The sequence below is a fragment of the Mesorhizobium sp. B2-1-3 genome (genome assembly GCF_006442495.1).
Taxonomy (GTDB): Bacteria; Pseudomonadota; Alphaproteobacteria; order Rhizobiales; family Rhizobiaceae; genus Mesorhizobium.
On sequence record NZ_VFWL01000019.1, the window covers coordinates 1 to 12,607 of the forward strand.

12 protein-coding genes are annotated in these 12,607 nt (G+C 63.3%); 9 read left to right on the plus strand and 3 right to left on the minus strand.

The genetic code is table 11. The annotated features are described in order from the left end of the window. From FJ973_RS31175 to FJ973_RS25060, 3 genes are all read left to right on the plus strand, one after another. Positions 1 to 197 (plus strand): hypothetical protein (locus FJ973_RS31175; RefSeq protein WP_210240115.1); only part of this gene is annotated, 197 nt, incomplete at its 5' end. Beyond that, a complete protein-coding gene (gene mutY, locus FJ973_RS25055) occupies positions 149 to 1,219 on the plus strand; it encodes an A/G-specific adenine glycosylase (RefSeq protein ID WP_140558283.1) in 1,071 nt (356 codons plus the stop codon). The genes FJ973_RS31175 and mutY, both read left to right, overlap by 49 nt. Then, positions 1,212 to 1,823, plus strand: a complete 612-nt coding sequence (locus FJ973_RS25060) for an HAD family phosphatase (protein ID WP_140558189.1) — start codon at positions 1,212 to 1,214, stop codon at positions 1,821 to 1,823. The genes mutY and FJ973_RS25060 overlap by 8 nt, the downstream gene beginning before the upstream one ends. A gap of 66 nt (positions 1,824 to 1,889) precedes the next feature. Here the strand turns inward: FJ973_RS25060 and FJ973_RS25065 are convergent, their stop codons facing one another. Continuing rightward, positions 1,890 to 3,023, minus strand: a complete 1,134-nt coding sequence (locus FJ973_RS25065) for a site-specific DNA-methyltransferase (protein ID WP_140558191.1) — start codon at positions 3,021 to 3,023, stop codon at positions 1,890 to 1,892. 165 nt (positions 3,024 to 3,188) lie between these two features. Between FJ973_RS25065 and FJ973_RS25070 the strand changes: the two genes are divergently transcribed. Then, a complete protein-coding gene (locus FJ973_RS25070) occupies positions 3,189 to 3,878 on the plus strand; it encodes an HAD family phosphatase (protein WP_140558193.1) in 690 nt (229 codons plus the stop codon). A 35-nt stretch (positions 3,879 to 3,913) separates the two neighbouring features. Here FJ973_RS25070 and FJ973_RS25075 read toward each other — a convergent pair whose 3' ends face one another. Beyond that, a complete protein-coding gene (locus tag FJ973_RS25075) occupies positions 3,914 to 4,639 on the minus strand; it encodes a hypothetical protein (RefSeq protein WP_140494939.1) in 726 nt (241 codons plus the stop codon). A 129-nt stretch (positions 4,640 to 4,768) separates the two neighbouring features. Between FJ973_RS25075 and thrC the strand changes: the two genes are divergently transcribed. Genes thrC through FJ973_RS25095 form a run of 4 tightly spaced genes read left to right on the plus strand, consistent with a single transcriptional unit; the run spans position 4,769 to position 10,977 of the window. Then, the gene (gene thrC / locus FJ973_RS25080) at positions 4,769 to 6,166 is read left to right on the plus strand and encodes a threonine synthase (protein WP_140558194.1); all 1,398 of its coding nucleotides are present in this window, start codon (positions 4,769 to 4,771) and stop codon (positions 6,164 to 6,166) included. A gap of 14 nt (positions 6,167 to 6,180) precedes the next feature. Continuing rightward, positions 6,181 to 7,473: a pitrilysin family protein gene (locus FJ973_RS25085; RefSeq protein ID WP_140494943.1), complete on the plus strand. Its 1,293-nt coding sequence runs from the start codon at positions 6,181 to 6,183 to the stop codon at positions 7,471 to 7,473. A gap of 15 nt (positions 7,474 to 7,488) precedes the next feature. Next, positions 7,489 to 8,085, plus strand: a complete 597-nt coding sequence (locus FJ973_RS25090) for a GNAT family protein (protein ID WP_140520802.1) — start codon at positions 7,489 to 7,491, stop codon at positions 8,083 to 8,085. Between the two features lie 3 nt (positions 8,086 to 8,088). Then, complete coding sequence (locus FJ973_RS25095; protein WP_140514838.1) at positions 8,089 to 10,977, plus strand: EAL domain-containing protein; 2,889 nt, start codon at positions 8,089 to 8,091, stop codon at positions 10,975 to 10,977. Positions 10,978 to 10,999: 22 nt separating this feature from the next. Here the strand turns inward: FJ973_RS25095 and FJ973_RS25100 are convergent, their stop codons facing one another. Then, positions 11,000 to 11,608, minus strand: coding sequence for a YqgE/AlgH family protein (locus FJ973_RS25100; RefSeq protein WP_140494949.1), 609 nt, complete (start codon positions 11,606 to 11,608; stop codon positions 11,000 to 11,002). Between the two features lie 169 nt (positions 11,609 to 11,777). Here FJ973_RS25100 and FJ973_RS25105 point away from each other — a divergent pair, with 169 nt between their 5' ends. Beyond that, on the plus strand, positions 11,778 to 12,584 hold the full coding sequence (locus FJ973_RS25105; RefSeq protein WP_140514836.1) for a protein-disulfide reductase DsbD domain-containing protein: 807 nt from the start codon (positions 11,778 to 11,780) through the stop codon (positions 12,582 to 12,584). Positions 12,585 to 12,607: the final 23 nt, after the last annotated feature.

Genomic DNA, 12,607 nt, shown 5'->3' on the forward strand with positions numbered 1-12,607 from the left:
CAGCAAAGCTGCGTCTAGTGACAGCAGCAAAGCTGCGTCTAGTGACAGCAGCAAAGCTGCGTCTAGTGACAGCAGCAAAGCTGCGTCTAGTGACAGCAGCAAAGCTGCGTCTAGTGACAGCAGCAAAGCTGGCGATACCGCATCCCGCCTGCTCGCATGGTACGACGTGCATCATCGCGAGTTGCCGTGGCGCGTGACCCCGCGCGACAATGCCCGTGGCGTGCGGCCCGATCCTTACCGGATCTGGCTGTCGGAGGTCATGCTGCAGCAGACCACGGTTGAAGCCGTGAAGGCCTATTTTCGCGCCTTTGTCGAGAAATGGCCTGATGTCGCGGCGCTGGCGGCGGCGCCCGTCGAGGACGTGATGAAAGCCTGGGCAGGGCTCGGCTACTATTCCCGTGCCCGCAACCTCAAGGCCTGCGCCGATCTGGTGGCCGGGCGCGACGGCCGGTTTCCGGATACGGAAGCCGGCTTGAAGGAATTGCCGGGCATCGGCGCCTATACTTCGGCGGCGATCGCGGCGATCGCTTTCGACCGGCCGGCTGCCGTCGTCGATGGCAATGTCGAACGTGTCGTGACCCGCCTGTTCTCCATTGCCACGCCGCTCAGCGAAGCCAAGGCCGACATTCGCGCCCGTGTCGAGCGCATGGTTCCCACGACGAGGCCCGGCGATTTCGCCCAGGCGATGATGGACCTCGGCGCCACGATCTGTACCCCGCGCCGACCGCGCTGCATGCTTTGCCCGCTGCGCGAGGGCTGCAGCGCGGTCGTTTCAGGCGATCCTGAACAATATCCCGTGCGCCTGCCCAAGGCCGACAAACCGCTGCGGCGCGGCGCAGCCTTCGTCGCCGTGCGAAGCGACGGTGCCATTCTTCTGCGCAAACGCGCCGACAAAGGGCTGCTCGGCGGCATGACCGAGGTGCCGACGACCGGCTGGACGGCGCGGCTGGACGGCGCGACCACAGCGGCGGCCGCACCCTTTCCCGGCGACTGGCGACAAGCCGGCCGGATCGCGCATGTCTTCACCCATTTTGCGCTCGAGCTCGAAATCTTCCTCGCCCGAAGCACCGGCGAGACGCCCGCCGGGCATTTCTGGTCGCTGCCATCGGACATTTCGGGTGAAGCGCTGCCCACTGTCATGAAAAAGGCAATCGAGGCTGCGATACCCGGCGCGACGAAAAAGCCGTCACCGAACAGTGCAGAGAGGCCCCATGACTGAAATCCGCCACATCGTGTTCGACATCGGCAAAGTGCTGATCCACTACGACCCGAACATCCCGTTCAGCCGGCTTATTCCCGATGCCGAGGAGAGAAAGTGGTTCTTCGACAATGTCTGCACGCATGACTGGAACATCGAGCAGGACCGCGGCCGGACATGGGAAGAGGCGGAAACGCTGCTGATCGCGGACCACCCGGATCACGCGGATAACATCCGCAATTTTCGCCGCCACTGGCACGACATGGTGCCGCATGCCTATGACGACAGCGTCGCCATCATGGTCGGCCTGATCGACAGCGGCCACGATGTCACCATGCTGACCAACTTCGCCGCCGATACGCTGGCCGAAGCGCGCAAACGCTTCGATTTTCTCAATCGTCCGCGCGGTGTCACCATTTCGGGTGAGATCGGCAAGATCAAGCCGGATCGCGACATCTACGACCATCACGTCGCCGCGTTCGAGCTCGAACCGTCCGCGACGCTGTTCATCGACGACAGCCAGAAGAATGTCGACGGCGCCAAAGCGGCCGGCTGGCAGGCAGTGCTGTTCACCGATGCCAAGACACTTCAAGCAGACCTTGAGCGGCTCGGAATCAAGGCGTGATTTGAATCGCTTCCAGTACTTCGTTGAGACTTTGAACCAACGCCAAAGCCGCGGCAATCGGCAGGGTCAGCCCCCTGCCCTTTCCATGCCGAGACGCGCGATGCGACGCAGTTCGTCGATCGGGGTCAGGCCGCCGCTGCGTTCATAGTGCCAGAAGGTCCAGCCGTTGCAGGCATCCAGGCCCTGAACTTCGGCGCCGATTTTGTGGATCGATCCGGCACTGTCGCCGATCGCCACCGTGCCATCGGCGCGAACCTTGGCCGCCCAGCGCTTCTTGGCGTCGTAGAGCGTAGCACCGGGCGTCACCAGCCCGGTGTCGATCAGGCTGACGAAGGCGACGCGAGGCTCGGCGCGCTTGCCAGTGAGCACGGTCAGGTCCGCGCCGTCGAGCGGCCGCACCGCGTCGATGCGTTCATTGGCGGCGTCGATATAGGCCTGCTCGCGCTCTATGCCGACAAAATGCCTGCCAAGGCGCTTGGCCACCGCGCCTGTCGTGCCGGAGCCGAAGAAGGGATCGAGCACGACGTCGCCCGGCTTGGTCGAGGCCATCATGATGCGGGCGAGCAGCGCCTCCGGCTTCTGCGTCGGGTGCAGTTTATCGCCATTGTCGTTCTTCAGCCGCTCGCCACCGGTGCAGATCGGGAACAGCCAGTCGGAACGCATCTGTATGTCGTCGTTCGACGCCTTCAACGCTTCGTAGTTGAAGGTATAGCCCTTGCCCTTCTGGTCGCGGGAGGCCCAGATCATCGTCTCATGCGCGTTCTGGAAGCGGCGACCGCGAAAATTCGGCATCGGATTGGTCTTGCGCCAGACGACGTCGTTGAGGATCCAGAAGCCGAGATCCTGCATCTTGGCGCCGACCCGGAAGATGTTGTGATAGGAGCCGATGACCCAGATGGTGCCGTTGGGCTTCAACACCCGGCGCGCGGCCAGCAGCCAGGCGCGCGTGAAGGCATCGTAGGCCTCGAAGCTCTCGAACCGGTCCCAGTCGTCGTCCACCGCATCGACCTTGGATTGGTCGGGCCGGTGCAGGTCGCCGTCGAGCTGCAGATTGTAGGGTGGATCGGCGAAGATGACGTCGATGCATTTTTCGGGCAGCCGGTCGAGCGCCGCGACGCAGTCGCCCTTCAGGATCGTGTCCAGCCATTCGGATTGCTGGGGAGCATGGGAAAGCTCGTCGACAAGACGCACGGCTGACATTTTTACACCCAAGGCACGCGTTACTGTTGACTCCCGGTTATGGTTACCGATCAGCGTAAATATTCGGTGAAGGGCAGCGATCGGACGCCGCCGGTTTGCGCCGACGTGCCCGTTGGTGTATGCCGCGCCGCCTGAAGCCTGCCCGTTCTCATTGCCCGGATCACCATGCCCCAGCCAGACCTTGTCATCTTCGATTGCGACGGCGTGCTCGTCGATTCCGAAATCATCGCCGCGCGCGTCGAGGCCGAGCTCCTGACCTTGTCCGGATACGAAATCTCGGCCGAGGAGATTGCCGAGACTTATGCGGGGCTGACGTTCAAGGACATTCTGATGCGGGTTGAGGAGAAGTCCAACATCCCGTTCCAGGTTTCGCTGATCGATCGCGCCGAAGAGCTGGTCGACCGGAAACTGCGCAGCGACGTTCGTGCCATCGAGGGCGTGCGCGAAGCGGTCGCCTCGGTGACGGCGCAACGTTGCATCTGCTCCAACTCACGCTCGGAGCGGATAGAATTCATGCTGGAGAAGGTGCATCTGCTGCCATTCTTTGCCGGGCGCATCTTCTCCGCGATGGAGACGCCGACCGGAAAAACCAAACCGGCTCCGGACGTGTTCCTGTTCGCCGCCGAAAAGCTCGGCGCCCATCCGGCAAACACTTTCGTCATCGAGGATTCCGTGCACGGCGTGACCGGCGCAAGGTCGGCAGGAATGCGTGTCATCGGGTTCACGGGCGCCGCCCATAGCTATCCCGGCCATGCCGATGCGCTGACGGAGGCGGGCGCCGAGACGGTGATCCGCCGCTGGGCGGATCTGAGCGGCACGCTGGCCGCCCTATCAGAATGGTCGGCGGACGTGTGAGCGTCCGCTAGGCCCCGACGAGCACCCCTGCGGATTTAGTTGGTCGCGGCGGCTTTCTTCCTGTTTTTCTTCGATTTGTCGGTCGCGGCCTTCGGCGCATTTTCATCATAGCCGGCATAGGCCTGATAGTCCTGCGCCGTCGGCGCCGGCACGACGATGTTGGAATCGGTGAAGACGAACTGCGTGGCGACCGAGGGGTCGGTAACCTGGACCTGATATTGGTGGATCTGCGAATAAAGCACCTCGGTGCCATGCATCACCGCGGTGCGGATCGGCATGGTGATGGTGCCGGGCGTGAATTTCGGCCCTGGCACGATCTTGCCGGCGACGGCGATCTTCATCGTCAGCTGTCCGTCGGCGCGGCTGCAATCGCGGGTCACGTCGCTGATCGAGGCCTGATAAATGACCCTCGCCGAATCGTCCGGCGGAGTAGCAGCGGCAGCATCGGCCGCAGCCTGGGCCGCGGCATCCTGCGCGGCGTCGCCGGTCTTCTTGAGCTTGGGCCTGGGCTTCCGGGCTTCGTTGGCGTAGGTGTTGAAGAATGCCGTGCCGTCGCGAAGCATCACCCTCGGGCAATAGGCATTCAACTGGCTGGCCAGAATCTTGGGGTCCTGCGGCGGCGGTGGCGCGGTCGGGTCCTTCTTGCCAAAACCCAGGTTCAGCATACCGTTGTCGCCTGATTGGCAGCCGGCGGCGGCAAGCATAAAGCCGGTGAGCGCAAGACCCGCGAAAAAGCGACCGCTGAATGTATGAAACGCCATGAAACTGCACTTCCCTCTCGCAAAGCTGGTGACGTATATCAACCGCGCGGCAAAAATGCGACTGAGCCAGCGTAGAAATTAACCACCTTGCGTGGGTCGAAAACCCAAGGCAGTAACGGAATTGTGACGATGCAATATGTGAGTACCCGCGGCGAGGCGCCCGCGCTTGGGTTTTGCGATGCCGTCCTGACAGGCCTGGCACGCGACGGCGGGCTCTATGTGCCGCGCCAGTGGCCGCAATTCTCGATGGCCGAGATCCGCGCCATGCGCGGCTTGGCCTATCCCGAGCTGGCCATCCGCGTGCTGTCGCCGTTTCTTGGCGACGAAATCCCGGCTCCCGTGTTCGAGCGTCTGGTGCGGGAGGCCTATGCCACCTTCCGCCACGAGGCTGTCTGCCCGCTGGTCCAGACCGGCCCCAACGCTTTTATCCTCGAACTCTTCCATGGACCTACGCTCGCCTTCAAGGATGTCGCGATGCAGCTGCTCGCCCGGCTGATGGACCATGTGCTCGCCGAACGCAACCAGCATGCCACCATCGTCGGAGCCACATCGGGCGACACCGGCGGAGCAGCGATAGACGCCTTCGCCGGGCGCAGCCGCACCGACATCTTCATTCTCTTCCCGCATGGCCGCGTGTCGCCGGTGCAGCAACGGCAGATGACGACATCGAAGGCTGAGAACGTGCATGCCCTGGCGATCGAAGGCAATTTCGACGATTGCCAGGGCATGCTCAAGGACATGTTCAACGATCACGGCTTTCGCGACCGTGTCTCGCTGTCGGGGGTGAATTCAATCAACTGGGCCCGCATCATGGCCCAGATCGTCTATTATTTCTCCTCGGCCCTGTCGCTCGGCGCGCCCGATCGCCCCGTCTCCTTCACCGTGCCCACAGGGAATTTCGGCGATATCTTTGCCGGTTACGCCGCCAAAAAAATGGGCCTGCCGATCGATCGGCTGGTCATCGCCACCAACGACAACGACATACTGGCACGCACTTTCGCGACCGGCGAATACCGCACCAAGGGCGTGTTCGCGACCACCTCGCCTTCCATGGACATTCAGGTGTCGTCGAATTTCGAGCGCCTGCTGTTCGAGGCGTCGGGCCGCGACCCGGCGACTGTGCGGCGCTACATGGCCGGGCTCAAACAATCCGGCGCCTTCACCATAGAAGCCACGGAAATCGCAGGGATGCGAGCCGAATTCGATGCCGGCCGCGCAGATATGGACGAGGTCGCCGCGACGATCCGCTCGACGCTCGCGGCCAGCAACTACCTGCTTGATCCGCATACCGCGGCAGCCGTGCATGTCGCGGCCGGCAAGGCTTCGAATGCCGTGCCGATGGTGGTGCTGGGCACTGCGCACCCAGCAAAATTCCCGGCTGCCGTCGAGGCCGCCAGCGGCGTGTCACCCGCGCTGCCCGCATGGCTAGGTGGGTTGATGACATCGGAGGAAAAATACACGGTACTTCCATCCGACCTGAAAATGGTGGAAGATTACGTCAGCCGCCGTGCGCGAGCGGCGCGTTAAGGAGTACGAACCATATGGGTGTTGAGGTAAGCCGTCTGTCGAACGGCCTGACAGTCGCCACCGAAACCCTTCCAAGCATCGAATCGGTTGCCCTGGGTGCCTGGGTCAAGTCGGGTGCCCGCAATGAACGTGACGAAGAGCATGGCATGGCCCATCTGCTCGAGCACATGGCGTTCAAGGGCACAAAGCGGCGAACAGCCTTCGAGATCGCCTCGGAAATCGAGGACGTCGGCGGCGAGATCAACGCCGCCACCAGCGTCGAGACCACATCCTACTATGCCAGGGTGCTCTCCGACGACGTGCCGCTGGCCGTCGACATTCTTGCCGACATCCTGCAGGAATCGGAATTCGATCCGCAGGAGCTCGAACGCGAGCAGCACGTGATCCTGCAGGAAATCGGCGCCGCGCACGACACGCCCGATGACATCGTGTTCGACCGGTTCACCGAGACCGCCTTTCGCCACCAGACCATCGGCCGCTCGATTCTGGGCACGCCGGAAACCGTCAAATCCTTTACATCGAAGCAATTGCACGATTTCATCGAGCGCCAATACGGCGCCGAGCGCATGGTGATCGTGGCTGCCGGCGACATCAAGCACGACAATTTCGTGCGCGAAGTGGAAAAGCAGCTCGGCGGCTTCCGCACCAAGGCCGACAACACCATCCCGCAATATGCGCAATATGTTGGCGGCGATTTCCGCGAGGACCGCGACCTGATGGACGCGCAGATCGTGCTGGGCTTCGAAGGCCGCGCCTACCATGTGCGCGATTTCTACGCCTCGCAGGTGCTGTCGATGATCCTCGGCGGCGGCATGTCGTCCAGGCTGTTCCAGGAAGTCCGCGAAAAGCGTGGCCTGTGCTATTCGGTCTATGCCTTCCACTGGGGCTTTTCCGATACCGGCATATTCGGCGTCCATGCCGCGACCGGGCAGAGCGACATCGCCGAACTGGTGCCCGTCATCATCGAGGAATTGCAGAAGGCCGGCGAGAACATCCTGCAGGAAGAGCTCGACCGGGCGCGCGCGCAATACCGCGCAGGTCTGATCATGTCGGCGGAAAGCCCGGCCAGCCGCGCCTCGCAGATCGCGCGACAGCTGCTCTTGTTCGGCCGGCCGATCGCCAAGGAGGAACTGATGGAGCGGCTGTCGGCGCTGACGGTCGATCGTTTGACCGACCTGTCGTCACGGCTGTTCTCGACCAAACCGACGCTTACCGCTGTAGGGCCTGTGGGTACGCTGGCGCCATACGAAGCGATCCTCGATTCGCTTCCGGGCACGCCCACCACGGCCCGCAAGCTCGCCGTCTAAGCCCGCACAAGCGCCGTGTTCGCGCTCCCTTTCTTTCGCCGCGACCTGCCGGCACTGAAGGGCGACCGCGTGACGCTGCGCGTGCCGTTCACCAATGACTACCGGGAGTGGTCGGCGGTGCGCGGCGAGAGCCGGGCCTTTCTAGAACCATGGGAGCCGCGCTGGGCGCCGGACGAGCTTGACCGGGCGGCATGGCGGCTGCGCATCAGCCGTTACCGCGAGGACTATGCGCAAGGGACGGCGATCGCCTTCTTCATATTCGAGAAGTCGAGCGGCAGGTTGGCTGGCGGAATTACGCTCGGCAACATACGCCACGGGGTCTCGCAAAGCGGGCATGTCGGCTACTGGATCGGCGAGCGCTTCGGCGGCCGTGGCCTGATGACCGACGCCGTCAAGGTCGTGACCCGCTTCGCCTTCGATACGCTGAGGTTGCACCGGATCGAAGCGGCCTGTATTCCCGACAATATCAGGTCGATCCGTGTGCTTGAAAAAGCCGGATTCCGGCGCGAAGGACTTCTGCGATCCTACCTCAGGATCAATGGCATCTGGCAGGACCACTACCTCTACGCCCGGATCGCGGACGATCCGCCAGGCGCTGGAACGAAGGACTGATTTTTGACGAAATTCCTGCGCAACGGGCCGCTGTTCGCCTTTGTCCTCGCGACGATCCTGACGCTGTGCGCGGCGTCCTCGGCCTTTGCCGTCGAACCGATCAAGATCGCTCGCGACGATGTCGCGCTCGATCTGTCCGGCGCCGTGGAAATCTACCGCAACCAGGGCGAAAACTTCCAGGTTTCGACCGCGCCCGGGCCCGACGGCATCGTACGACGCATCGAGGTCGAGGCCAATGACGCCCGTTCCACCGGCGACTGGGCCGTGTTCGCGCTTGCCAACACCACCGACCAGCAGCTCGATCGGCTGATCGTGGCGCCGCATTTCCGACTGGTCAATTCCGGCATCTTCTGGCCGGATCTCGGCTCGACCCGTATCGCCGCCATCACGCCCAGCGAAGGCTTTGCGCTCGACCGCCAGAGCAGCCCCGACGCCGACGTCTTCCGGGTGACGCTGAACCCGGGAACGGTGATCACCTTCATCGCCGAACTCGCCTCGCCCAAGCTGCCGCAGGTCTATCTCTGGGACCCGGAATCCTACAAGGACTCAGTCAATTCCTACACGCTGTTCCGCGGCATCGTCATCGGCATCGCCGGGCTTCTCGCGCTGTTCCTGACCATCCTGTTCGTGGTCAAGGGAACCTCCATGTTCCCCGCGACCGCGGCACTCGCCTGGGCCGTGCTTGCCTATATCTGCGTCGATTTCGGCTTCCTCAACAAGATCATCGAGATATCGCCCGGCAACGAGCAGATGTGGCGGGCGGGAACGGAGGTGGCCCTGGCGGCGACCTTCGTGGTGTTCCTGTTCGCCTATCTCAACCTCAACCGATGGCACGGCCATTTCAGCTATGGGGCGCTGGTCTGGATCCTCGGGCTGCTCTTGATCGCCGGCGTCGCCATCGTCGACCCGGCGGTCGCCGCGGGCATCGCCAGGCTGTCCTTCGCCGCCACCGCGCTGACCGGGCTCGGCCTGATCATCTTCCTCGGCATACGCGGCTATGACCGTGCCATCATGCTGGTGCCCAGTTGGGTGATGGTGCTGTTGTGGCTATGCGGATCGTGGATGGCGATAACCGGCATGCTCGACAACGACATCGCCCAGCCGGCGCTTGGCGGCGGTCTGATCCTCATCATCCTGCTGATCGGCTTCACCGTCATGCAGCATGCCTTTGCCGGCGGCGCGCTGCACCAGGGTCTGTTCTCCGACCTCGAGCGGCAGGCGCTGGCGGTGGCCGGCTCGGGCGACACGGTGTGGGACTGGGACGTGCTGCGCGACCGCGTCGTCACCAAGCCCGACGTCAGCATCCAGCTCGGCCTCGCCCCCAACAGCCTGGGGGGTGCAGCCCGCAACTGGCTGCCGGTGCTGCATGTCGATGACCGCGACACGTTCCGCACCACGCTCGACGTGGTGCTCGAGCACCGTCGCGGCAAGGTGGCGCAGAACTTCCGGTTGCGCGGCGCCGACGGCCACTATCACTGGTTTGCGCTGCGCGCGCGCCCGGTTATCGGATCGGACGGTGAGGTCATCCGCTGTGTCGGCACCATGGTTGACGTCACCGAGCAGAAAAAATCCGAGGAGAGGCTGCTGCACGACGCGGTGCACGACAACCTCACCGGCCTGCCCAATCGCGAATTGTTCATGAACCGGCTCGAGGCGATCATCTCGATCGCACGGACCGAAGAGAAGGTGCGCCCGACCGTCTTCGTCATCGACATCGACCGCTTCAAGCAGGTCAATGACGGGCTCGGCATCTCGGCCGGCGACACCATCCTGCTCACCATCGCGCGACGCCTGCACCGGCTCTTGAAGCCGAAGGACTCGCTGTCACGCTTCGCCGGCGACCAGTTCGCCTTGATGCTGCTTTCCGAGCAGGACCCGGCCCGCATCGCGGCGGTGGCGGACGCCATCAAGCATGCCATCAACGCCCCGATCACCTTTGCCAAGCGCGAGATCGTGCTGACCGCCTCGATCGGGCTGATCACCTGGACCTCGGCGCAGACCTCGGCCGAGGACATGGTCAAGGACGCCGAGCTTGCCATGCATCAGGCCAAGCGCTTCGGCGGCGACAGGATCGAACCGTTCCGCCCGGCCTTCCGCACCGTCGGCACCGATCGGCTGCAGTTCGAATCCGACCTGCGCCGTGCCATCGAACGGCGCGAATTCACGCTTGCCTACCAGCCGATCGTTCGGCTGGAAGATGGCAGCGTCGCCGGCTTCGAGGCATTGCTGCGCTGGGACCATCCGCGCCGCGGCATGATCCCGCCGGCGGATTTCATTCCGGTCGCCGAAAGCTGCGGGCTGATCGTACAGCTTGGGCTGTTCGCCATGCAGCAGGCCGCCGAGGATCTGGCGGCATGGCAAAAGCAGATCGGCGACGCTCCGCTGTCGGTTTCGGTCAACCTTTCCAGCCGCCAGCTCATCCGCCGCGACCTGGTCAGCGACGTCCGCTCCGTGATTGCGCGGGCCAATCTGAAGCCGCGCTGCTTCCGGCTCGAGCTCACGGAATCGCTGGTTATGGACAATCCCGAGCAGACTGCCCATGTGCTGACCAAGCTGAAGCAGCTCGGCATCGGCCTGTCGCTGGACGATTTCGGTACCGGCTATTCTTCGCTCGCCTATCTGACGCGCTTTCCCTTCGACACGATCAAGATCGACAAGAGTTTCGTGGACGACAGCACGCCCAAACGCGCCGTGCTGCTCAAATCCATGGTCAGCATGGCGCATGAGCTCGGCCTGTCGGTGGTCGCCGAAGGCATTTCGGACGAGCGCGACGCGCTGGAGCTGCGCCAGATGGGCTGCGAATATGTGCAGAGCTTCATGTTCGGCGCCCCGATGCCCGGGGATCAGGTGCTGAAGACGCTGAAGGAACAGTATCCGCTGACGCAGGCGTAGTTGGCTTTCACGCCGCTGGAGCTCAGGCGTGGCCGGCCGCTACACTCAAATGCGCGAGGTCGATGCCGATCGAGGCGAGAATCCGGTCGTATTTGCGCTCGATGTCGGTATCGAACAGAAGCTCCGGAGTGGCCGGACAGGTCAGCCAGCCGTTTTCGGCTATCTCGGTTTCCAACTGGCCGGCGCCCCAACCCGAATAGCCCAGCGCCATCAGCGCGTGACGGGGTCCCCGGCCCGACGATATGGCGCGCAATATGTCGACGGTCGCGGTCAGGCAGACATCGTCGGAAACGGTCAGCGAAGACTCCACCCGGTAATCGCCCGTATGCAGCACGAAGCCGCGGCTGCGGTCGACGGGCCCACCATTGCGAACGACGAAATCACGGGTACGGGCGGGCAACCGGATCGCCTCGTGCTCGTTCATGATGCCAAGTTGCACCAAAAGGTCCGGAAACAGCATCTGCTGCGTCTGGTTGATGATCAGGCCCATCGCGCCCTCGTCGCTGTGGGCGCAGATGTAGATGACCGAGCGCGTGAAACGGTCGTCCTTCATGCCGGGCATGGCAATGAGGAACTGATCGTCGAGAAAGCCGCTGCCGGCGGCTGTCTTCTTGTGGCGCAACAAGTCCATAATCAGAGGGTAACGCGTTTCCCGGGCGCCGAAAAGATGTACCGCGCCGGTTTTCGACCAAGCCCGTGCCGCCGGCCGATCATTACCTGCGGCAAAGGTCACGCAAATATGATACCGGCAAGACCATGAAATCATTGCACGGCCATGAACGGACGATCAAATCATCACCATGCAAAGCTTGAAAATCCTGTTGCTCGGCGCCGTTATCGGATCGGCAATCACACTCCCAGCCGCGGCCTCTTCGTCCGCCTGGTACAACAGCGAAGGCGGCAAGGTACGGCTGGTGACGAGCGGCAAGCCCGACGATGCCGGCCGCATCCGGGGCGTTCTCGACATAGCGCTCAAGCCTGGCTGGAAGACTTATTGGCGCGACCCGGGCGACGCGGGTGTGCCGCCGCAACTCGATATCTCCGCCAGCACCAACATTTCCGATGCCAGCCTCTCCTTCCCGGCGCCGAAGCGTCATGACGACGGCTACGGCAAATGGGCGGGCTACGACTATCCGGTCTCGCTGCCGGTGACGTTCACGCTGTCGGCCGCGAAGGATCCGTCCGTCATCGACGCCGACATTTTCCTCGGCATTTGCGAGACGATATGCATCCCTGTGCAGACGCGGCTGACCGTCGACCCCGGCTCCGACCCGGACAATGCCGAGGACGCGGAGCTGGTCAAGGCGAGCTTCGCCGCCTTGCCCGCGCCGGCAAGATCCGACTTCGGCATCAACGTGCTGCCGGGCGACCATGAAACGCTGGTTGTGGAGGCGAGCTTTCCCGGCGATCCGGAAGCGGCGGACTTCTTCGTCGCAGGAGACCGCGACTACATGTTCGGTTCGCCGGCCCGTAGCCAGAAGGACGGCAAGCTGGTCTTCACCGTGCCAATCCTCGACCGGCCATCGACGACACCCACGGATGGCGGACTTCACTATACGCTGACGAGTTCGGCAGGCGCGGTCGAAGGGCTCTTGCCTTTCCCTTGATCCAGCCCCCGCGATGGTTGCGG

Bases quoted from the DNA above. Each gene is read 5' to 3' on its own strand.
- FJ973_RS25065 (WP_140558191.1), bottom strand. From the start codon at position 3,023: ATGTCAGCCGTGCGTCTTGTCGACGAGCTTTCCCATGCTCCCCAGCAA.
- FJ973_RS25105 (WP_140514836.1), top strand. From the start codon at position 11,778: ATGCAAAGCTTGAAAATCCTGTTGCTCGGCGCCGTTATCGGATCGGCA.
- FJ973_RS25085 (WP_140494943.1), top strand. From the start codon at position 6,181: ATGGGTGTTGAGGTAAGCCGTCTGTCGAACGGCCTGACAGTCGCCACC.
- FJ973_RS25100 (WP_140494949.1), bottom strand. From the start codon at position 11,608: ATGGACTTGTTGCGCCACAAGAAGACAGCCGCCGGCAGCGGCTTTCTC.
- FJ973_RS25070 (WP_140558193.1), top strand. From the start codon at position 3,189: ATGCCCCAGCCAGACCTTGTCATCTTCGATTGCGACGGCGTGCTCGTC.
- thrC (WP_140558194.1), top strand. From the start codon at position 4,769: ATGCAATATGTGAGTACCCGCGGCGAGGCGCCCGCGCTTGGGTTTTGC.
- FJ973_RS25060 (WP_140558189.1), top strand. From the start codon at position 1,212: ATGACTGAAATCCGCCACATCGTGTTCGACATCGGCAAAGTGCTGATC.
- FJ973_RS25075 (WP_140494939.1), bottom strand. From the start codon at position 4,639: ATGGCGTTTCATACATTCAGCGGTCGCTTTTTCGCGGGTCTTGCGCTC.